This is a genomic window from Psittacicella hinzii (assembly GCF_003585885.1).
Taxonomy (GTDB): Bacteria; Pseudomonadota; Gammaproteobacteria; order Enterobacterales; family Psittacicellaceae; genus Psittacicella.
Genome location: NZ_NRHC01000016.1, coordinates 69,652 through 91,767 on the forward strand (window position 1 = coordinate 69,652; position 22,116 = coordinate 91,767).

At 32.2% G+C, this 22,116-nt stretch carries 21 protein-coding genes; 14 read left to right on the forward strand and 7 right to left on the reverse strand.

Annotated features, from left to right (window positions below; genetic code table 11):
• Positions 1-10 precede the first annotated feature (10 nt).
• A complete protein-coding gene (locus CKF54_RS01570; protein WP_119524528.1) occupies positions 11-844 on the forward strand; it encodes a hypothetical protein in 834 nt (277 codons plus the stop codon).
• A 41-nt stretch (positions 845-885) separates the two neighbouring features.
• On the opposite strand, the gene rpiA is transcribed toward CKF54_RS01570, so the two are convergent.
• The 4 genes from rpiA to lipB all read right to left on the reverse strand — a co-directional run bounded on the left by rpiA (position 886) and on the right by lipB (position 4,752).
• A complete protein-coding gene (gene rpiA / locus CKF54_RS01575; RefSeq protein ID WP_119524529.1) occupies positions 886-1,524 on the reverse strand; it encodes a ribose-5-phosphate isomerase RpiA in 639 nt (212 codons plus the stop codon).
• A gap of 62 nt (positions 1,525-1,586) precedes the next feature.
• Positions 1,587-2,765 (reverse strand): radical SAM family heme chaperone HemW, encoded by a 1,179-nt coding sequence (gene hemW, locus CKF54_RS01580; RefSeq protein WP_119524530.1) that lies wholly within the window; start codon positions 2,763-2,765, stop codon positions 1,587-1,589.
• Positions 2,766-2,800: 35 nt separating this feature from the next.
• Positions 2,801-3,814 (reverse strand): lipoyl synthase, encoded by a 1,014-nt coding sequence (gene lipA / locus CKF54_RS01585; protein ID WP_119524531.1) that lies wholly within the window; start codon positions 3,812-3,814, stop codon positions 2,801-2,803.
• 23 nt (positions 3,815-3,837) lie between these two features.
• The gene (lipB, locus tag CKF54_RS01590) at positions 3,838-4,752 is read right to left on the reverse strand and encodes a lipoyl(octanoyl) transferase LipB (RefSeq protein ID WP_222987470.1); all 915 of its coding nucleotides are present in this window, start codon (positions 4,750-4,752) and stop codon (positions 3,838-3,840) included.
• Between the two features lie 363 nt (positions 4,753-5,115).
• On the opposite strand from lipB, the gene CKF54_RS01595 reads away from it, so the two are divergent.
• From CKF54_RS01595 to nagA, 6 genes are all read left to right on the forward strand, one after another.
• Positions 5,116-6,345, forward strand: a complete 1,230-nt coding sequence (locus tag CKF54_RS01595; protein ID WP_119524532.1) for an aminotransferase class I/II-fold pyridoxal phosphate-dependent enzyme — start codon at positions 5,116-5,118, stop codon at positions 6,343-6,345.
• Between the two features lie 60 nt (positions 6,346-6,405).
• Positions 6,406-7,188 (forward strand): methyltransferase domain-containing protein, encoded by a 783-nt coding sequence (locus CKF54_RS01600; RefSeq protein WP_119524533.1) that lies wholly within the window; start codon positions 6,406-6,408, stop codon positions 7,186-7,188.
• 12 nt (positions 7,189-7,200) lie between these two features.
• Positions 7,201-8,064, forward strand: coding sequence for a dethiobiotin synthase (gene bioD / locus CKF54_RS01605; RefSeq protein ID WP_119524534.1), 864 nt, complete (start codon positions 7,201-7,203; stop codon positions 8,062-8,064).
• 46 nt (positions 8,065-8,110) lie between these two features.
• A complete protein-coding gene (locus CKF54_RS01610; RefSeq protein ID WP_119524535.1) occupies positions 8,111-9,079 on the forward strand; it encodes a hypothetical protein in 969 nt (322 codons plus the stop codon).
• A gap of 146 nt (positions 9,080-9,225) precedes the next feature.
• Positions 9,226-10,065: a glucosamine-6-phosphate deaminase gene (nagB, locus tag CKF54_RS01615; RefSeq protein ID WP_119524536.1), complete on the forward strand. Its 840-nt coding sequence runs from the start codon at positions 9,226-9,228 to the stop codon at positions 10,063-10,065.
• 10 nt (positions 10,066-10,075) lie between these two features.
• Positions 10,076-11,251 carry an N-acetylglucosamine-6-phosphate deacetylase gene (gene nagA / locus CKF54_RS01620; RefSeq protein ID WP_119524537.1) on the forward strand — a complete coding sequence of 392 codons (1,176 nt, stop codon included), beginning with the start codon at positions 10,076-10,078 and terminating at the stop codon, positions 11,249-11,251.
• A gap of 53 nt (positions 11,252-11,304) precedes the next feature.
• On the opposite strand, the gene CKF54_RS01625 is transcribed toward nagA, so the two are convergent.
• Positions 11,305-11,865, reverse strand: coding sequence for a VUT family protein (locus CKF54_RS01625; RefSeq protein ID WP_119524538.1), 561 nt, complete (start codon positions 11,863-11,865; stop codon positions 11,305-11,307).
• Between the two features lie 146 nt (positions 11,866-12,011).
• Here CKF54_RS01625 and CKF54_RS01630 point away from each other — a divergent pair, with 146 nt between their 5' ends.
• On the forward strand, positions 12,012-12,680 hold the full coding sequence (locus tag CKF54_RS01630) for an N-acetylmannosamine-6-phosphate 2-epimerase (RefSeq protein ID WP_119524539.1): 669 nt from the start codon (positions 12,012-12,014) through the stop codon (positions 12,678-12,680).
• 75 nt (positions 12,681-12,755) lie between these two features.
• On the opposite strand, the gene CKF54_RS01635 is transcribed toward CKF54_RS01630, so the two are convergent.
• Entirely contained in the window at positions 12,756-13,850 is a 1,095-nt protein-coding gene (locus tag CKF54_RS01635; RefSeq protein ID WP_119524540.1) for a hypothetical protein, read from the reverse strand.
• Positions 13,851-14,043: 193 nt separating this feature from the next.
• On the opposite strand from CKF54_RS01635, the gene CKF54_RS01640 reads away from it, so the two are divergent.
• Complete coding sequence (locus CKF54_RS01640; RefSeq protein ID WP_119524541.1) at positions 14,044-15,378, forward strand: LptF/LptG family permease; 1,335 nt, start codon at positions 14,044-14,046, stop codon at positions 15,376-15,378.
• A 3-nt stretch (positions 15,379-15,381) separates the two neighbouring features.
• Entirely contained in the window at positions 15,382-16,566 is a 1,185-nt protein-coding gene (locus CKF54_RS01645) for an LptF/LptG family permease (RefSeq protein WP_119524542.1), read from the forward strand.
• 40 nt (positions 16,567-16,606) lie between these two features.
• Here CKF54_RS01645 and CKF54_RS01650 read toward each other — a convergent pair whose 3' ends face one another.
• Positions 16,607-17,533, reverse strand: coding sequence for a hypothetical protein (locus tag CKF54_RS01650; protein ID WP_119524543.1), 927 nt, complete (start codon positions 17,531-17,533; stop codon positions 16,607-16,609).
• A gap of 178 nt (positions 17,534-17,711) precedes the next feature.
• Here CKF54_RS01650 and CKF54_RS01655 point away from each other — a divergent pair, with 178 nt between their 5' ends.
• The 4 genes from CKF54_RS01655 to CKF54_RS01670 are packed head-to-tail and all read left to right on the forward strand — an operon-like array spanning position 17,712 to position 22,108.
• Positions 17,712-19,361 carry an ABC transporter substrate-binding protein gene (locus CKF54_RS01655; RefSeq protein WP_262407790.1) on the forward strand — a complete coding sequence of 550 codons (1,650 nt, stop codon included), beginning with the start codon at positions 17,712-17,714 and terminating at the stop codon, positions 19,359-19,361.
• 8 nt (positions 19,362-19,369) lie between these two features.
• Positions 19,370-20,371 (forward strand): ABC transporter permease, encoded by a 1,002-nt coding sequence (locus CKF54_RS01660; RefSeq protein ID WP_119524544.1) that lies wholly within the window; start codon positions 19,370-19,372, stop codon positions 20,369-20,371.
• A gap of 1 nt (position 20,372) precedes the next feature.
• Complete coding sequence (locus CKF54_RS01665) at positions 20,373-21,272, forward strand: ABC transporter permease subunit (RefSeq protein ID WP_119524545.1); 900 nt, start codon at positions 20,373-20,375, stop codon at positions 21,270-21,272.
• An 8-nt stretch (positions 21,273-21,280) separates the two neighbouring features.
• On the forward strand, positions 21,281-22,108 hold the full coding sequence (locus tag CKF54_RS01670; protein ID WP_119524546.1) for an ABC transporter ATP-binding protein: 828 nt from the start codon (positions 21,281-21,283) through the stop codon (positions 22,106-22,108).
• Positions 22,109-22,116: the final 8 nt, after the last annotated feature.

The window sequence follows — 22,116 nt, forward strand, 5'->3', positions numbered from 1 at the left end:
GGAAGCTTATATGAAGTTTCTAGCTTATCACAGAAAAGAAAATTACTTTGTAAAGATATTAAGAAATATTAATAACTTTATTGATTCAACCATAAAGTATTTAAATAAATCTATTTTTGAAATTAAAGGTAGACAAGTAAGACGTGCGGATATTTTACTTGTACTGCTAGTACTTTTAATAGCTGTATATAGCATTAGAGGTATTTATAAAAACAATATAAGTTCCTCACACTCTCGTGTTACAACTGCAAAAGTAGTTGAAGTGGCTGAAGTACCAAAAGAAACTTGGGGTTATATCTCATTCTTTGAAGATAATAAAAACTATTTAGTCTTAGATGAAACAAGACCTAGCGAAGCTCCAAACTATGCTCACCCATATGTAAGCATGACAAAAGAGCAAAAAGAAATAGTTGACAAGCTCAGAAGTTCTTTAAATTTATCTACTCCTACTTTAACGGCAATAGACAACACGATTGAAGAGCAAAATGATTTAGTTGTAGATCCAAGCACGGTAGAAACTTCAGTTGTTCCTGCGCAAGAAGCATTAAAGCAGGAAGAAGCTGAAAAAAATGCAGGATTAACGGATAAAACTACAGCGCAACAAAGCAATACTACGCAAGAGGTTAGTAAACCTATAACTCTAACTTGTGGTCCTTTTCTTGATCAAAGTTCGGCAAGTAAATACATTAGTTATCTAAAAAATAGCCCTAGAAAAGTATTTACTCAGAGTAATGTAAGTGTATCTTCTGAAAATGATACTCTTTATTGGTTAAAAATTTCAGGTAATTTAACTGAAGCAGATTCCTCTTGGTTACAAAGATATTACGCTTTTAAATGTAATTAATAAAAAAGAGCTACTTGTAAATATAACAAGTAGCTCTTTTTTTATTCAGCAACTAAAGTTAAAGTTGCTTTGTTTTGAGCAAAGATTCCATTAGAAACTACGCCTGGAATATTATTGATAGTTTGTTCCATTGCAATAGGATCTTTAATAATGAAATCTCTTACATCTAAGATTATATTGCCGTTATCGGTAATGCAATTTTCACGAAAAACAGGATTTCCACCTAATTTTTTTAATGCACGACTAACAGCTTCTCTTGCCATAGGAATAACTTCTACAGGTAAAGCAAACGTTGTTCCTAAATTTTCAACTTTTTTAGATTTGTCAACGATACAAATAAAAGATTTACTTATACTTGCAACAATTTTTTCTCTCGTTAAAGCAGCGCCACCACCTTTAGTCATAAAGCCTTCAGAAGTAACTTCATCAGCTCCGTCAATATAAACATCTAAAGATTCAACTTCATTCGCGTCAAGTACTTTAATACCAACACTACGAAGAGTACGCTCACTTTCTTTAGAAGCAGCCACTGCGGCTTCAACTTTAAAAGGTAATTCATGCAATAAGTTAATAAAGATATTAACAGTTGAACCTGAACCTACCCCTAATACCTGATTTGGTTTTACGTATTGTAAAGCTTTTCTTGCTACTTCTTCTTTTAGTTGATTTTGAGTTTTCATTGTAATTGCTTTGCAAAGTTTAACTGTAAATTATTATAAACCAAAAAGCCATTACCTGTATGTTAATTTTCAGGAATTAAATCTTCTAAGATAGAGTTCAGGAAGTTATGACCAGTAGCCGTTAACTCCCAGGTGTTTTCTGTGCTAATGATGTTTCCATTCTTTATGTGCTTAGCCAAAGCTAATTCAGCAGTTTGCACATCTAAACCAGTAAAATCAACAAAGTCTTGTTTATTTACTGGGGTAAATAATCTAAAGCGGTTAAGAAAGTATTCAAATAAATAGTGTTCTTTTTCTACCTTAGTTACTGAAGAAATATAGTTACCTTTTAAATAACCTGCTGGATGTTTGGTTTTCATTGTGCGAATGATACCGTTGAGGTTGGTTATTTTTCCTGCAGCTCCACAACCAATTCCTAGATAATCATGGAATTGCCAATAGTGCAAGTTATGCTCACATTGATTAACTTCTCCTAAAGAATAGGCACTAACTTCATATTGGTTATATCCATGTTCTTTAAGGAAAGCTTTCCCCTCTACTTCAATATCCCAAATATAATCACTATCAGGTAACTTAGGCGGACGTGAGTAGAACATAGTATGAGGTTCAATTGTCAGTTGGTACCAAGATAGGTGCGTTGGCTTTAAAGCAATAGCTTGTTTTAAATCATCTAATGCCTGCGAGATGGTTTGATTGGGTAAACCAAACATTAAGTCAACATTAACTTTTTTAAAGCCTGCAGAAAATGCAGCCTCAACGGCTTTTTGCGCTTGAGTATTACTATGAATTCTACCCAGAGTTTGTAAGTGCTGTTCATTGAAGCTTTGGATACCAATAGATAAGCGGTTAACGCCAGCATCAAGAAAACCTTTAAATTTTTCTTGATCCACAGTACCAGGATTTGCCTCTAAAGTAATTTCACAATTTGGCATTAAAGGTATAAGAGCTTTTACTCCTTCGATTATGTCTTTTATATTTTTGGGTTGTAAAATTGAAGGAGTTCCTCCACCAATAAAGATTGAAGATATTTTTCTTCCTTGGCTAAATTTTAGATCAGCTTTAAGATCTTCAATAAGGCAAGTAACATACTCATCGGCTGGAATTAATTCTTGATCAGGAGAATAACCATCAGCATCAATATTTTTAGTCTTAATACCATGGCTATTAAAATCACAGTATGGGCATTTTTGTACACACCACGGGATGTGGATATATAAACTGAGTGGAGGTAGTTTGATCATAATAGTAAGAATAAAAGGATCGTCTTTTGACGATCCTATAGTTCAGTTATTTTAGCATTAAGAATAGGTGCTGTATGGTCATTAAGTTCATTGTTAACTATCTCTTTTGCTTGTAAGTCAGCATGATAAGATGAACGAACAAATGCTCCAACTGCAGCATGTTCAAAGCCTAGTTCTAGAGCGTATTTTCTAATCTCTTCAAACTCTGAAGGTGGTACATATCTCTGAACAGGATAATGGTATCTTGAAGGTTGTAAGTATTGTCCAATGGTAAGCATGGTTACACCATTTGCACGTAAGTCACGCATTACTTGGAATAATTCTTCATTAGTTTCACCAAGTCCAACCATTAACCCAGATTTTGTAGGGATATGAGGGAAACGTTCTTTAAATTTACGCAGTAGCTCTAAAGATTTTTCATAATTTGCCCCAGGTCTAATATCTCTATATAAACGTGGAACATTCTCTAGATTGTGGTTGAAAACATCAGGTGGAGCTACAGAAAGAGCATCTAATGCTCTATCAATGTGACCTCTAAAATCAGGTACTAAAGTTTCAACTTTAATATTTGGATTTAGACGTCTAACTTCGGTAACTACTTGAGCATAGTGGTTAGCACCACCATCACGTAAATCATCACGGTCTACAGAAGTAATAACCACATATTTTAAACGCATATCTTGTACTGTTTGCGCTAATTTGATAGGTTCTTCTGGATCCGGAGGTAATGGCTTACCATGCGCAACATCACAGAAAGGACAACGACGTGTACAAATAGCTCCTAAGATCATAAAAGTAGCCGTACCATGACTAAAGCATTCATGGAGATTTGGACACGAAGCTTCTTCACAAACAGAGTGCAGAGAGTTTTTCCTTAAAGCACCTTTAATTTCTCTAATACGAGAGTTATCAGCAGGAATTTTAATTTTTAACCAATCTGGTTTTTTTAAGAACTCTTGATTTGGATCAATATTTTTAACTGGAATAATTGAGGTTTTGGCAGCATCACGGTACTGAACCCCACGTTCCATTTTAAACTCTTTACCCATAATTATTTATACCTTTTAAATCTTTAAAGAGCTAGTTCATAGATATGACTGTAAGCAAAACAGTTGGCAATATATGAAACAAAATACTCTGAAACTAATTTTTGTATACTAGTGTAATAATCTTCGTTTAATGAATCTTGAGTAAATAGAGCTTTATCATTTAAAACTTTTGGATCAAGAAAGTCAACAAGATTGCACATTTCAAGACCAGCATAACCACATGGATTTATGCTATTAAAAGGCAGTAAATCCATATCTAAATTAATAGCAATACCGTGGTAGGTCCCTTGACGAGTAATTTTTATCCCTAGTGAGGAAACTTTTTTTTCATCTATGTAAATACCTGGAGCATCAGGTTTAGCATGGGCGTTTTTTATTCCTAAGTGGGTTAGGATATTAACCACAGCTTGCTCCATAGCGGTTACAATATTTCTCGCATAGAATTTAATATCAAAATCAGCGAGTTGCTTTTTTTTACGTTCAAAATCAATTAGCAAATAGACGATTAGTTGACGTGGACCGTGATAAGTCACTTGCCCACCTCTATCAGCTTGCATAACTGGAATATTAAACCTATTGTTTAATATGTGACTAGCATTACCATTGATTCCTTGCGTAAAAACAGGTTGGTGTTCTAAGACTAGAATCTGATCTATTGTCTGGGATGTTCGGTTATGTGTGAAATCAACCATAGCCTTAAAGCTTTCTTCCCAATTAACTAGATCATGGTATCTTTGTACTATAACTTTAGAACAGACTTCAGAACTCATTTCTGTGACTTTAGCTAAATCTTTGTTACGTAAATGATAAATTGATGTATCTACATTTTCTAAGTCTTTAGCTAAAAAATTAGAGATAAAGTCTGTATTAAGTACTTGCCAATCAGTTAAGTTACTGCTACTAATCTCATCGTCTTCAATTTGTTTAATTGTAAACATGAGTACCTCAACTTTTTATCACATTCTTTAACGTTTTTAATATGTGAACAAAGAGATTATAACAGAAATAAGAATTTAACACCCAAATCTGAAAGTTTTCTTATAAAAGTTACCAATAGAGACAATATTTAATTCAAGTAGATAAGAATAGTTTTTATGAAAAGTATAAGATAACTTGCGAAAGTAAGAGTAAGTAAAAGCTTGTTTTGTCAAATCTTGACTAAAGAAAAAGCTATTAGAGATAAATTTAGTTAAATATGTGTGATCTCTGACAGGAAATACAAAAAATACTTTAGTTTTTATCTAACTTTGTAATGAAATCTAATATAATATTAGGATCATTAATAAGTTAAGGATGTAGCCATGTGGGATAAATTTAAACAACCAGCAGCTCACTTAGATGGCGTAAGTTATGAGATCCGCGGACCTCTTCTTATTGAAGCAAATCGCTTAGAAAGTTTAGGTAATCGCATTTTAAAATTAAATATTGGGAATCCTGCAGTATTTGGTTTTGAGGTTCCGGAAGTTTTTAATAAAACTCTGCAAGAGTGCTTATTTAAGCATCACGGATACTGTGATTCTAAAGGACACGTAGAAGCACGTAAAGCGATTCTTGAATATAATCATAAGCTAGGGATTGGAACTGATATCAATGATATTAACCGAGTTTATGTAGGTAATGGTGTTTCAGAATTAATTTTACTAGTAACTAATGCTTTATGTGATGCAGGTAGCGAAATTCTAGTACCAACTCCAGATTATCCGTTATGGTCTGCTGCAGTTAATTTAGCAGGTGGGAAAGCGGTATACTATCGTTGTGATCCAAATAATAAATGGCAACCAGATATTAAAGATATCGAAGCTAAAATTAATGAGAATACTAAGGCAATCGTTTTAATCAATCCTAATAACCCGACAGGACAGGTTTATAGTCGCCAAGTTTTAGAAGAAGTGGTTGCATTAGCTGTAAAACATGAGATTATGATCCTTTCAGATGAAATCTACGATCGTATTCTTTATGATAAAGCGCAGCATGTACCAGTAGCTTCATTAAGTGATCAAGCTTTAGTTATTACATTTAATGGTGCTTCAAAAGCTAACAGACTTTGTGGCTATCGTTTAGGTTGGATGTTCTTATCAGGTCCATTTGAACAAGCTAAAGGATTTGTAAGTGGTTTAGATAAACTTACAAGCATGCGTTTATGTTCGGTATCTCCTTTCCAAGCTATTATTAAAGAATGTTTAACTGATGATACTTCAATTTATGATCTTACTTCTCCAGGTGGTAGATTATATGAGCAAAGAACTCTTTTAGTTGATCGCATTAACCAGATTGATGGTTTATCTTGTGAAAATGTTGAAGGTGCTCTTTATGCCTTTGTTAAAATAGACTTAAGTAAGTTTACTTTTAAAGATGACTTAGACTTTGCTCAAAAACTGTTATCAGAGGAACATGTATTAGTTGTGCATGGTCAGGGCTTTAACTGGAAAGATAAAGACCACTTTAGAATTGTTTTCTTACCTGATGTTAAGCAGTTAGAAGAAGCAGTTAATGCTATTGCAAGACTTTGTGATAGATACAGAGTTAAATAGTACTGATTTATAAGGACGGCAAAGAAGTAATTTTCTTTGCCCCTAATTTTGTATATAATAATGATAAACAAGGATAAGATTGCTTTTAACTTTACCCAAGCTCAAGATACTTATGCTACAAATGCTATAGTGCAAAAGAGAATGGGCGAGAAGATATGCCAATTGCTAAATTTATTTATCCAAGAAAGAAAATTGAAAGTTTGTGATCTTGGTGCAGGAGCTGGCGCAAATTTATCTTTACAGTATAGTAAAAGCTTAACTTCCAAAATAGATTTAACTCTTGTTGATTTAGTAGAGCTAAAACAAGAAGTAAAAGAAGCATTATTAAATCATCAGTTTGTAGGTGATTTACAAAAAATTAAAGCAGACCTAGTCTTATGGTGTAAAGAAACCCACAAGACAAAGTACGATCTGATTTTAAGTAATGCAACTTTGCAATGGGTAGAAAATCCCCAAGGGCTATTAAAGGATATCTTTGATAACCTTATACAAGAAAATGGAGTTCTTGCTTTTTCTACTTTTGCAAAAGACAATTTTATCGAACTAAAGAGTTTAACTGAAAACTCCTTAACTTACTATAGTAAGGAGGAGTGGTTAAAGTTTTTAGATAATGCAGGATTTAAAGTTTTAGTTGCACAAGAATTTCAAAGTAAACTTTATTTTGAAGTTTTAAAAGACTTATTTAGTCATTTAAAATTAACCGGAGTAAATAATCTTAAGACTTCAGCACACTGGACTAAAACTAAATTATTGGATTTTTATAAAGGATTTGAACAGTTTAAAGTAGGTAAGCACTATCCTCTTACTTACAGACCTTTAATTTTTATTTGTGTAAAAAACTAAGAAGGTAGTTTTATGAAAGTAATTTTTGTCTGTGGTATTGATACTGAAGTTGGTAAAACTTATCTGAGTGGTTCAATACTTGGGCAGCTTTGTTATAAGAACTATAAAGTAGCTTCTTATAAACCAATTCAAACTGGAAGTGAACATACTTCTATTGATTTAGAAGAGCAAAAGAGAATTGCGACTGAATATTGTCTGTCTCGTGATAACCTTAAAAGTTTCAATAACTATTTAGGTAATTCGATGATATGCTCTTACATTTTTCAACTCCATTCTTCCCCTCACTTAGCTTCGGCAAATGAAGGACAATATGTAAAAGTTGAAAAATTAGTTGAAGATTTTAAAAATTATTTAACTAAGCTTTACGCACAAAATAATTTAACTAACTTGATATCTGATAGTTATACTAAGTTAGATTACTTGTTAGTTGAGTTTGCGGGTGGTGTTCTGTCACCTGTAAATGATTTACTAAATAATTTAGATCTACTTGATTTATACCTTCAAATTTGTCAAGAAAAGAAAGTTGAAAGCGAAGTTGTTTTAGTAACAAATGGTAAGCTAGGTTCAATTAGTCATACTTTAGCATCTATTAAACTTTTACCTAGAGTTGATTATCTGGTTTATAATAATTTTCCTTTTGAACAAGAGCAATTAAGTCAGTTAATTAGTAATAGCAATTTACATTACTATTTAAATCTACAAGAAGTAGCTACAGCTTTAAGTAAAGAGCAAACAGATAGTAAAGCTTATGAGCTCATTACTAGCTATAAATTAAAAGATAGTTACTTATTACAAGATACTTCTTTAATTGAAAAATTACAAAAGTTAAAGATTGTTAAATTTAATAACTTAAATTCAACAACTTTGGACTTTTAATTAAATAACTAACTCTAAAAATAATTTTATCTTTTGAATTTATATAATGTCATTACGTACTCCAAGATTTAAAAACGAATTCCTTGCCTTACAAAATTTAAAGGTCACAGGAAATCTTGCGATTAAGAACGATTTATCCACCGTAGTTGATAAGGCTATAATTGAAGAGCTTAATAAAGAAAATAGCAAATTAACCTTTTCAATCCTTGATTTTGCTGGAGACGATTTCCAAGCAAAAGTTGAAGGAAATCAGCCTGTAGTTTTTGAGAAGGATATAGGCAAGCAAGGAGTGGATGCTAAAGCAGTAGTTCATCCTTATCAGCGAAATGCTTATACGATTAAATACTTTCTTAACAACTTAGATTTAAAGGTTGAAGAAGAAAGGGAGTTTTTTGTTAATCTAGTAAAGAACTCTATAGCTTTTACCTCTAGCTTTTCTTATGTAGAACGTCAAAAAGTCATTGCTACAGAAAAGGTTTCTTCAGTGCAAGCTATAAACAACTACATTACACTTGGGATGTCTAATTACTATATGGAGATGGGAGATCTCGAAAAGTGTACAAGTATAAATGAACAATTTAGAGGAATTAGTAAAAGTTTACTGAACACGGTATACGATAATAACTACAATATTTTTACAGGCACCAAAAAAGTAAGTTATGTTGATTTACGTGCACATAGTAAGGATCAACTCTTTAAATTTATGTATGCCTATCTTTATAGACTTTACGATCTAACAGTAAATAAAAAGTTAGAACTTAATACCTGTGTAGTTATTTCCGGATTACGTAGTTTATTAGACTTAGCAAGCTACCAAAGCTTTTATACTACTGCACAAGGGGCTGCTGATAGATTATTTAAAATTCGCGCATTATTAACCGAATTACTAGAACGAGGTAAAGAACACAACCTTTACTTTATTCTATTAGATATAAATAACCAAGACTATGATGAATTTTCTAATTATTGCTTTGCAATTGAATCAGAAATCGGTAGTCTTGAATTTAATTATTAATAGAAAACTCTGAACCATGTAGTTCAGAGTTTTTTTTAAAAGTGGTCATTTGCCTCATTTTTAACTTTTACTTTTGCAGTAAAATCTAATTTAATTGATAATATAAGTGAGTTATTAAATTTTTAATGAATTAAGAGGTTAAGTTTATGAGAGTTATTCCTTTAGTAGCAGCAGATGATGTTGCAAGATGGAGTGCAAAATATATTGTCGATTCTATTAATAAAGCAAATCCAACTGCTGAAAAACCTTATGTTTTAGGATTACCAACTGGAGGATCTCCTTTAAAAACTTACAAATACTTAATTGAATATTTTAAAGCAGGAAAGGTAAGCTTTAAGAATGTTGTAACTTTTAATATGGATGAATATTTAGGTTTACCTCCCGACCATCCACAAAGTTACTCATACTTTATGCACCAAAATTTATTCAATCATATAGATATACCTGCTGAAAATATTAATATCTTAGATGGGATGACAAATGATATTCCAGCTACTTGCCAAGCTTTTGAGGATAAGATAAAGTCTTACGGTGGTATTGATTTATTTTTAGGTGGGGTTGGTACTGATGGGCATATTGCATTCAATGAGCCAGGATCATCTTTATCTTCAAAAACCCGCGTTAAAACTTTAACGACTGAAACTCGTGTAGCAAACTCTCGTTTTTTCAATAATTTAGATGAGGTGCCAAAATTTGCTCTAACAGTCGGTGTTGGTACTCTACTGGAAGCAAAACGCATTATGATTATCGCGACTGGAAGTAATAAGGCACATGCAATTAAACAAGCTGTTGAGGGAGCTGTTACTCATATGTGGACAATTACTGCTTTACAACTGCATAAGCATGCAATGATTGTTTGCGACGAAGATGCTAGTGAAGAGCTAACTCTAAAAACATTTAAATATTTTAGAGAGATAGAGCATATAGATTCTCAAAAAGAATATGACTTCTCTAAAGATTTAACTGTATTTGCAGAGTATTTATAAGAGGGTTGTTATGACAAAATTAGCTTTTATAAATGGTAATATTTACTCTCCTAGCCTAATTAAAGACGTAGTTGTTTTAGTAAAAGATGGCATTATTGAAGATATAGTTAGTAGCAGTCAGTTAGATACAATAGACAGTAGCTACCAACTCGTTGACTTAAATGGTGCAAATTTGGCACCTGGATATATTGATTTGCAAGTAAATGGTTGTGGTGGTGCGAACTTTAATGAGACTTTAGATAATTTAAGTGAGCAGACATTAGAAGTAATGCGCGATTGTAATTATAAGTTTGGTTGTACAACCTTTCTTCCTACTTTAATTACTAGTCCATATGAGTTTAGAGAAAAAGCTTTACAAGTTATAGCACAATATCACCAAGATCATCCTAATGAGAAATATGTAATTCCTGGTATTCATATTGAAGGACCTCACATTAGTCCTATTAAAAAGGGAACGCATAACATCAATTTCATTAAACCTATGCAGGATAGAGATCTTAATCTCTACTTAGAGTATGCAAACTACATAAAAATGTTAACCTTAGCTCCTGAAGAAAATGAGCTAGAAAAGGTAAAACAATTATTAGATGCTGGGGTTTTAGTTTCACTTGGTCATACTAATGCTACTTATAAACAAGCAAAAGCATATATTGATGCAGGAGTAACTTGTGCTACTCACTTATACAATGCTATGAGTTCAATTGAAAATGGTAGAACTCCAGGGGTTATTGGGGCAATATATGAATCTCCTAAAATAACTCCAGGAATTATTACTGATGGAGTGCATGTTGACTGGTCTTTAGTAAATCTATCAATTAAAGTAAAAGGCGATAATATTTTTATAGTGACTGATGCTTTAATGCCTGCAGGAAGTGATATTACCGAATTTGACTTTGCGAGTAAACGAATTAAAGTTATTAACGAGGGTTGCTATGATGAGAACGGAACCCTTTCAGGTTCTGCAATAACGATGGATTCACAGTTAAATAGATTAAAAACTAATAGTGATTTTGATTTTGCTAAAATTCTTAGTCTCGCAACGACAAACCCCGCTAAACAGTTAGGTTTAGAAGATAAAATTGGTTCAATTAAGCCTGGTTATATTGCAAATCTAATTGTTATAGATGATAACTTTAGCGTAAAAGAAACTTATGTTAGTGGGCTAAAAGTTTATAGTGCTCAATAATTAAACAAGAAAAAGACGCACTGTTAGGTGCGTCTTTTTCAAAAGGTAAAAAACTAGACTACTTCTTGACTTTCTTTTTGTGAAGGGTGTAGTAAGAATGTTCTTTTACCAATAAAGTAAATAGGTAAAGCAACTACTGCCGCAATGATATATTTAATTACTATATCAGCGTAAATAATTTGTAGCATAAAAGATAGTGGGAATTCTGGATTGCCCCAAAATGCTAAGAAAGTAAATAAGCATGAGTCCAATGGCACTGAAATGCTGTTAGAGGTAAAGCAACGTACTAACCAATTACTCTTCTTAAGATTTTGGAATACAACAGTATCCGCTAATTCACCTGCGGCAATTGACAAGAATGAAGCAATTACGAAACGAGGTTCAATATTGTCATAAATACTATAAGTAACAGTTACAAGTAAAGCTAAACCTATAGCAATAAAAACATATTTTAAACCAAAGTGGTGGATTCTATCTCTTAGAGTAAAAATAAAAGCAAAGAATAATGTACCAATAGATAATTGTCCATAAATAGGTAAAGGAATGAACTTATCTAAAGTTACGTTAGCTAAAAGAACAGAGAGAACGTATCCTAAGATCCAAATGTATTTCATGTAAATAATCCTTTCATCAAAAAGCATACCTTTAAGATGATTAATTTAAATTAACCTGCAATAAGCGAGTAATCTTACGCAAGCGGACATACAAAGGATTATTTTACCATAAGAAAAAGTAAATTTACAATTTTCGCGAGGGGTGTATGAAAGAAGTTTTAAATAAATTAAAAGGAAATTTAGTAGTAAGTGTTCAGCCTGTTGATAATGGTGTTCTTGATAAGCCGGAAATAGTTTCTCTGTTATCTCAAGCAGCTGTGAATGGAGGTGCTGCTGGTATACGTATTGAGGGAGTAGATAATTTATTAGAGAGTAGACGTCATTTAAAAGTACCCGTTATTGGTATTGTTAAATATGATTTAGATGATTCTCCTGTACGTATTACTCCATTTCTTGAAGATGTTGAAAGATTAGCTAAAGCTGGAGCTGATATTATTGCTTTTGATGGAACAGATAGAACTCGCCCTGTTTCAAGAGAAGAGTTAGTGAAAGCAATTCATAGTTATGGCTGTTTAGCTATGGCTGACTGTTCAAGTAAAGAAGACGGAGATTATTGCCACAGTTTAGGGTGTGACATTATAGGCACTACATTGTCAGGTTACACAGGTGGTCCTGTTCCAGAAGAAGCAGACTTTGACTTAATTAGTTATTTTGCAGAAAAAGGCTACTTTGTAATGGGAGAGGGAAGACTAAATACATTTAAAGATGTAAAAAAAGCTATACTTAGTGGTGCTAGTTGCGTAACAGTAGGTACAGTATTAACTCGTTTAGAAGTGATGACCGAAAAATTTGTACAAGCTACAAAAGTACAATAATAAAAAGAAAGGTGCCTGCGATAGGCACCTTTCTTAGTAATAAATTACTTTGAAGATTTAAGATAATAGTAGGAGTTACTTATTATCATCTTTATTTAGATCTAGTCTAATAGGGTTTTCTAAATTATCAACTTTATCTTCAGAGTTTTTATTATTTTCTGTATCTTCTTTTTCTGAAGAATCTTCAGTTGATTTGTTTTCTTCTTGTTCGCTATTATCAGCTTTATTTTCAGTTTGAGAAGTTACTTCTTGAGCTGTTGTAGCATCTTCTTCAGGAGAATTTTCTTTTTCTTCTGCAGTAGATTCTTCTTGTTTAATCTCAGGAGTTACATTCTCTTGACTTGCTGATGATGTTTCATTGCTACTATCATCACTATATAAAAAAGCTTGACGAATGTCAGCAAATACTGCGTAAACAACTTGGAATACCCCAGCAATAGTGTCAAAGATAATTTTTACTAACCAAACGAAGAATTTAACATAAGTTTGTGGATCTAGTAGATCAGAATAGTTAAATGATCTAAGATTACATTTATGACAAGCACTTTCACTTTCTTCTTCATTTTCTTCAAATGTATCTTGAGTTGATAAATATGAAGTAGTTATAGTTAAAACAAAAACTAAAAATGCTGCAAGGAAAACAAATAAACTGTTGTAGCAAAATAAACTTAAACCACCTAAAACAAATAGACTTAAGCTAAAGAAAGTTAGTAAAGATTTTCTTTGTTTAGCTGGTAATTTGTTGTAAAGGTTATGTCCTTCAGTTACAGCTTGAACGATAGTTACATCATTTAAAAATAGGTAAGAATAAGCGCTGTGTAGTAGGACAAATACATAACTAGTAATGTATCCAATGATTAAGCCAACAACTAAACCTAAAAAACCAGCTATGTGGAATAAAAATACTGCTAGACTAATACCAACTACTAATAGTAGAAGTTGAATAATAGTTAAAACTAAAAATGACCAGTAATATTCACGGTGTTCATTTGTGCTAGGATTATATTGCGGGTTTAATGTATTTAATAAATGGAAATACACTATAGGTAAGAAAAGAACGACTATATATAGCTTAAAGAAAGCTAAACTAAAAAGCGAAAAGCCTAATAAAAGTTGTTTATTACTTTTAACAAAGTCCGCTACTTTAGTGCACAAAGCAGATTTGCTCATAATTATTCCTTTGCATAAATAAATTTGAAAAGTTATAGATAATCTGTATATCTTTATACTGATCGCTTTTCTATAGTTTATCAAATGTTTAAATTATTTCAAATAGAAAACGAGGATTAAGTTTAAGAAATGGTATAATTGTATGATCTTATAACCAGATTTTGTTATTAACTTTAACTACTATTTTTACAGAATGATAATTCTAAAGTATTTAAAGAAAAACATTTTAAAAACGTTCGTTATTACGTTTTTAATTTTATTTTCGATATTTTTTGCACAACAACTTATTGTAGCATTTACACAAGTTAGTCGTGGGAATATTCCAGTAGGCTTTGTTTTCAAGTATATCCTCTTGAATATGCCTACTATGCTTCAATACTTTTTACCTTTTTCATTTTTCTTAGGGGTGTTATTTACTTTTATTCGTATGTATAACAACCAAGAAATGACGGTAATGTATGCTTGTGGACTTCCACATGGTAGAGTAATAAAAACTTTAATGTTACCTACGAGCATTGTATTCTTAGTTTGCTTGTTCAACTCGTTTTTTCTTGCACCCGCTCTGTTAACAGAGAGTAGAAACCAAGTGCAATATTTTAGAACCAATCCGACTTTTTCTTTAATTACTCCGGGTAGTTTTAACGCAATACCAAACACTAACTATATTTTATTTGTTAATAAAATTGATGGTAACGTAGCTAATGGTATTTATGTATTTGACTTTAATCAAGATAAAACAATTAATTTTATCATGAGCTCGCAGGGTAAAGTGGTTGTTCAAGATAATCAACGTTTAATTGTTCTTGAAAATGGTTCTATTTTCTCAAGAAATTTATCTGATAATTTTTACAACACGCTAACAGGTAATTTACCTGCGATAGCCAGAGAAAAAGTTCTAAGAGAAAATGAGATAAAGGATCAAGGCGATGTAACTTTAACAGCTGAACAGCAAAAACAAATAGATGAGTTATTAACTCCACAAAAAGATGAAAACGGAATTTTAATCTTTGATGCAAATAACTACCAATATAGTGATATTAAAAATGTCCTAAATGCTAATTTAGATAGCTTAAATAAGATAAATTTTGAAACATTAACTTTACGTATTGGTTTAGTGCAACAAGAAACAAATTTAGAAGCTTATAAATTTAAGACTATTTTTCAGTTACTTGATCATGATGATAGTGATAAATTTAGAGTTTATTTGGAAATAGCTGTAAGATTTATTAACGCCTTGTCAGTATACTTATTTGCTTTATTAGCTTTTGTTTTCTCTAAAGTTAATCCTCGTCAAAGTAAGTATTCTAATGTTATTGTATCTACTTTCCTTTATTTTATTTATCTGTTAATTCTTAATTCTTTAAGTTCTGTTATTAACAAGGGTAAAGTGATAGATACAACCTTACACATTTTTATCTTAACTAACATTCTTTATGTAATATTAGTATTTATTTTAATTACAGATAGACCTGCAATCAAAAAGAATGTTGTATTTGCTTATATACGTAAATTTTTTGGAGGGCAGTAGATAATGCTTTTTTTCCGTACGCTAGATAAGTATGTAGTTAAGAAAGTTAGCATAACTGTTATTTATACCTTAATCGGTTTAGTGCTCTTTAGTTTAATAATACGTATAACCGAAGAGGTTTCTAATGTAGGTAAAGGACTTTATACTTTAACAGATGCTTTACTATATTCTGTCCTATTAGCTACTCCAGATATTAACACTTTTTTCCCTATGGCTGGCTTATTAGGAGCTATGATTGCTTTAGGACAACTAGCGTCTAATAGTGAATTAATTATTATTCAAGCTTTAGGTGTATCACGTTTAAGAATATTTTGGGGACTTCTCTGGTTTGTAATTCCCTTTTCACTTTTTAATATGGCAGTACAACAGTGGGTAGCACCACAGGCTGCTGCTTACGGTTACTCAATGAAAAGTTCTAAGATAAATAGTGGGAATTTTTACACAAGTAATCAAACTCTTTGGTCAAAAGCCAATGGAGAATTTGTTTATGCACAAGTAGGAAGTAACGCTAATTTAGAAGATATCTTAGTAATTAAATATGATGAAAATAACTTTTCATTATCGCAAGTTTTACTAAGTGATAAAGGGCAGTGGAATGCTGAAAGTAAGAGTTGGACATTAACTAATGTACAACAATTTATTTTTACTCAAGAGACTGGTTCACAGCTTGAAAGTGATAAGGAAAATATCATTAAAAAGAACTTAGAAGTAGTAAATCAAGAGGGAATTGATAGATTAGTTAAAGAACTTTCAATTAATCAAAGCTTTAATGTTAAGCTTTATCAAGAGTTGAATTGGTCTTCAAACTTAACTCCAGATAAGCTAGTTCTTGTAAATCAAGATAGAAATAACTTTACGTTAACTTCTCTTTGGAGCTATATTAAGTTCTTAACAGAGACTAATCAAAACTCTGATTCATATAGATATTTGTTCTGGTCAAAAATATTTGCTGGACTAAGCTTTTTTGTCATGATGTTTGTCGCTACTTCAAGTATTTTTGGTAATATGCGCAACATATCAATAATGATAAAAATATTCTTTGCAGTGATCCTTGGTTTAATTTTTTACGTCTTAAACAATACAATTGGACCGCTATTAACTACTTATGGGATGCCACCAATTCTTTCTGCATTGGTACCTTCTCTTTTATTCTTTATTTATGGTTGTTACCTAGTAAAGAAAAAATAAGCAAAAAATACAGCAGTTATGCACTGCTGTATTTTTTCTTTTATGGTGTCACGTCAGAAGAGTGATAAATTTTAATTGGAGTGAGGTCAAATGTGGATTTAGTCTCATTCACTTCTAAACAATAATTTGTCTCTTCTGGTAAAAGTTTACTGCTTAAAACAGTATCAACTAACCAAGTATTTTCATCTTGTTGGTAAATACCTAAAATATATCCCGAGCTTTTTAAGGAGCCGTTATCAAGTTTTGCCATTAGAGTAACTTCAATATGTTGAAGTTCAATCTTAGATTCATTTGTAACTTTAAAAGTAACATGAGTTTGGCTGTTAACCCCTCTAAACTTAGCTCGAGCAATTCCTTCTTGACCTTGGTAGCATCCTTTACGATAGCTAATAGCTTCTTCTATATGGTCTATACCTAGGGCTTGAGGTAAGAATTTATCAACATACTCATCTTTTAGGTTATAAACAAAACCATTTAGAGTTGTTAGAGTAAAAAATTGTTCTTCAGATAATAACTCTACTTCATTATTAGAAAGTAACTCTCTAAGTGTTTCAGGAGTAGTGTTTTGTTCTGCAATGAAGAATGCAGTGTTGCCTGTAGTGTTTACTAGGGCAATATTGTCATTTAGTTCTTTATATCCTAACTCATAGTCAGAAAGAGTAGCTAAATAAATTTCGCAGTTAGAAACTAATTCAATAGCTACATCACTAAAGATTGCGTATTTTTTAAAATGAGCAAGTAAACGGTCTGCATTTGTTTTACCGTAAACAAGCATAAAGAGGCTATTTTCATTTACTTTAACAAGTCTAAAGGTAGCAATTACTTTACCAGTGTGAAAAGTAACACATGAATAAGTAGAACTTCCGACTTGTAAAGTATCTAAGTTTACAGGTATTTGACCTTGTAAGAATTTGCTAGCATCTTTACCTTTAAAAGAGATGTAGTACCAATTTTTTTGGATTTTCATAGAGTAAATTCTTATAGTTAGTACTTTGTGGTTTGCGATTTTAACGAATATTATACTCTCAAAAGTAAATGGTGAAAGATATTTCTTTTAAATCTACGGATCTTCTTGTAAAATATAGAGGTGTAACTAATTTTTACATACCTAAAACTATTTTTAAAAATTCAAACAAATAAAAATCATGAGCTTAAAGAAAACCTTAATTAGTTTTGCAGGTTTAGCCGCAGTTGTGGGTGGGGTTGCTGCCTACATGAACTCAGGCAAAAATATTGATGATAAAAGAGTAACTGCAACTAATGACAAAACTTTAGTATTTTGTATTGGGCGATCCCCAAGAGCATTAAGTCCAGCTATAGTAGCGGACGGAACTTCTTATAACTCCTCATCGCGTGTAATTTTTAATCGTTTAGTAGAAAATGAGCGTGGGAGTACAAAATTAATTCCAGCATTAGCAGAGTCTTGGGAAGTTAGTGAAGATTCTCTTGAAGTAACATTGCATTTACGTAAAGGTGTAACTTTTAACGACAATGATATTTTTACACCAACAAGAGAATTTAACGCTGATGATGTTATTTTTACTTTTTCTCGTATGCTAGATAAAGATAATCCTTACAACAAAGTAGGTGGTGGGAATTATCCTTATTGGAATATTATGGGATTTAGTAGTTTAGTAAATCACCTAGAAAAAGTGGATGATTATACGGTTAAGGTTTACCTAAATCAGCCTAATGTTACTTTTGTCTCTGACTTAGCAATGGATGTGTTATCTATTTATTCTAAGGAGTACGCTGACTTTTTATTAAGTGAAGGTAAACCTGAATTAATTGATCAAAAACCAATTGGTACAGGTCCTTGGAAATTAGATACTTACATTAAAGATACCGCAATTCGTTATACAGTTAACCCTAATTATTTTAGAGGTCAGGCTGATATTGGTACTTTAATTTACAGTATTACTCCAGATCCAACTTCGCGTTTAGCAAAAGTAATTACGGGTCAGTGTGATTTCATGGAAGCTCCTAATTCAATTGATCAGGCTACTGTAATAGATAAATATAACTTAAAGACTAGTCTACAAACTGGTTTAAACGTGGCTTATCTTGCATTAAATAATGACCTTGAAGTATTAAAAGATGTAAGAGTACGTCGCGCTTTAGACATGGCAATAGATAAAGAAGCAATTGCTAAACTAGTTTATAACGATCAAGTGGTTGTTGATGGGCATGTGCTAACTTCTACTATGCTGGGTTATGATCCTGACTTAAAAGTAGCTAAATATGATCCAGAAGAAGCTAAAAAATTACTTGCACAGGCTGGTTACCCAAATGGTTTCTCAATCAAAATATTTGTACAGCCAGTATCAAGATCTTCAAATCCAAATCCAAGAAGAACTGCGGAATTAATTCAGCAAGATTGGAAGAAAATTGGTGTAGAAGCAACTTTAGAGACTACAGAGTATAACGAGTTTATTAAACAGACAAGAGCAGGTAACTTTGAAACAGGAACTTATGGTTGGTCTGGAGATAACGGTGATTCTGATAACTTCTTAACTCCATTACTTTCAAGTGGTTCTATTGGTAAATCAAATTACTCTCGTTTTAATAACTCTGAATTTGATCGCTTAGTTGAGTTAGCTCGCACTACAGCAGATACAGACGAGCGTGCAAAAATTTACGCTCAAGCTGAAAGAGTGTTTGTTGAAAATCAGCCGTTTATTGTGATAGGTCACTCAATGCTGTTAGCAATTATGAGACCTGAAGTATTAGATTACAAATATACACCGTTTGGCTTTGTTGAGTTTTATGGTGTAAAACTTGCAGATAGAAATTAGTTACAACTATGTTTTCAATTATTTTAAAGAAAGTGTTAATGTTGATTCCTACCTTTTTTGGAATAACAATTTTAACCTTTATCCTAGTGCATTCTTTACCTGGTGATCCAGTATTAGCAATGCTTGGAGATAAAACTCCTTCTGAAGAGGAATATGCAGCTATGAAAGCTGCTTTAGGATTAGATCAGTCTTTAGTAAGTCAGTATTTAATCTATATAAAAAATATCTTTAGTGGGAATTTTGGTATTAGTTTTAATACAGGTTTACCTGTATTGGAAGAATTCTTTGATCGTTTCCCAGCAACTTTAGAATTAAGTATTACGGCAATTTTATTTGCTTGCTGTTTGGGTATGCCAATTGGGATTATTGCAGCATTGAATCGCGGTAAATGGTTAGATAATTTATTAATGTCTATCTCATTAATTGGTTATTCAATGCCAGTATTCTGGTGGGGGCTAATCTTAGTAATGGTATTTTCTATTACCCTACACTGGCTACCTGTATCTGGATATATTGGTATAGAATATTTTATTCCGCAAAAAACAGGCTTCTCGATTATTGATGCAATCTTATCTAAAGATGTTGGTGCGTTAAAATCAGCATTTGCCCATATTATTTTACCAACCATTGCTTTAGGAACTATTCCAACAGCAATTATTGCTCGTATGACTCGTTCGTCTATGTTAGAAGTGTTAAATGAAGGTTTTATTCAATCTTTAAGAGCACGTGGATTTGGAAGTTATCGAGTTATTGTAGGACATGCGTTACGTAATGCTCTAATTCCAATTATAACTATCCTTGGTGTTATCGTTGGGGGCTTAGTGTCAGGTGCAATTTTAACAGAAACTATTTTTGCATGGCCAGGTGTGGGCAAATGGTTAGTTGATGCAATTAACTCTAGAGATTTCCCTGTAATTCAGTCTGCAATTTTATTCATTGCAATTTTTGTGATTTTAATCAATTTCCTTGTAGATATTCTTTATACCTTAGTTAATCCAAGAGCAAAATAATATGTCAACTGTTAGTCATACAGATGAAGTTTATGGCAAGTCATCATTTAGTTTGTTTGTCAGAGCTTTTGTACAAAATAAAGGTGCGGTTATTGGATTATTATTTATTATCCTTTTAACTTTAGCCGCTATATTTGCACCTTATATAGCACCTTATGATCCAATTCAACAATTTAGAGATAATTCTTTACAGCCACCTATGTGGTTAGAAGGTGGATCATCTCAATTTATCCTTGGTACAGATGACCTTGGTAGAGATATTCTTTCTCGAATTATCTATGGAGCTCGTGTATCTATCCTAAATGGGTTAATCATTGTAGCAATCTCTTCAATGATTGGCGTATTTTTAGGAACTATTGCCGGATATTATGGTGGGGTTTTAGATATTGTAATTTCACGTTTAGTAGATATTATTATGTCTTTACCATCTTTACTTGTAGCTATTGCTGTAGTTGCTGTACTAGGACCTTCATTAAAAAATGCAGCCTTAGCAATTGGGGTAATTTCAATTCCATCTTATGTTCGTTTAATGCGTATCGGTGTAAGAATTGAAAAGTCAAAAGATTATGTAACTGCTTCTCGCTTATTAGGTGCAGGTAATTTCAAATTAATGTTTGCAAATATTTTACCTAACACTTTAACACCGGTAGCGGTACAAATGACCTTAGGTTTTTCAAGTGCCATTTTAACCATGTCAGCACTTGGTTTCTTAGGTATGGGAGCGCAACCACCAGCTCCAGAATGGGGAACTATGTTATCAGAGTCAACTCGCTATTTCCTATCAGCATGGTGGACGGTAACTTTTCCAGGGTTAGCAATCTTATTAACCGTTTTAGGCTTTAACTTTATGGGTGATGGTGTACGTGATGCCTTAGACCCTAAATTAAGACAGTCTAATTAGGAGGAAAAGTGACTAATAATATTTTAAGTGTTAAAAATTTAAAAGTTACCTTTGGTAAGAAAACCAATCCTCCAACTTTAAAAGGTATTTCATTTGTTGCTCCTGAAGGAAAGATTTTAGGAGTTGTTGGGGAATCAGGTTCAGGTAAATCAATTACATCTTTAGCAATTCTGGACATTCTTGGTAAGAGTGCTCACATAGAAGCAGAAGAAATTAAGTTAGATGGTATAGATTTCTTTAATTTACCTAAAAAACAAAAAAGAAATTACCTGGGTAAAACGATTTCTTATATTTTCCAAGATGCTTTAAATGCTTTAGATCCTACTTATACTATTGGTAAGCAAATTATTGAAACTTTACAAGTTCACCATCCTAAAAAATCTGTAAGAGAATATGAAGAGATGGCGGTTGAGTTGCTTGAGCAAGTAGGGATTACTGAACCTAGATCTCGTCTAGATTACTACCCACATCAATTATCAGGTGGGCAGTTACAGAGAATAATGATAGGTATAGCTATTTCAAGCAAACCTAAGATCTTAATTGCAGATGAGCCAACTACGGCTTTAGATGTGATTATTCAAAAACAGATAGTAGATCTGTTATTAAAAATTCAGAAAGAGAATAATATGACAATGATTTTTATCAGTCATAACTTAGCACTAATTTCTGAAATTTCAGATCATATTATTGTAATGTCTCAAGGTGAGATTGTTGAGGAGGGATCTGTATCTGATATCTTCTTAAACCCTCAGCAAGAATATACTCGCGCTTTAATCAGTTCACTTCCACAGTTTGCTAAAAATTTAGAACCAATCAAATTAGCAAATAAGAATTAAAGGATCTT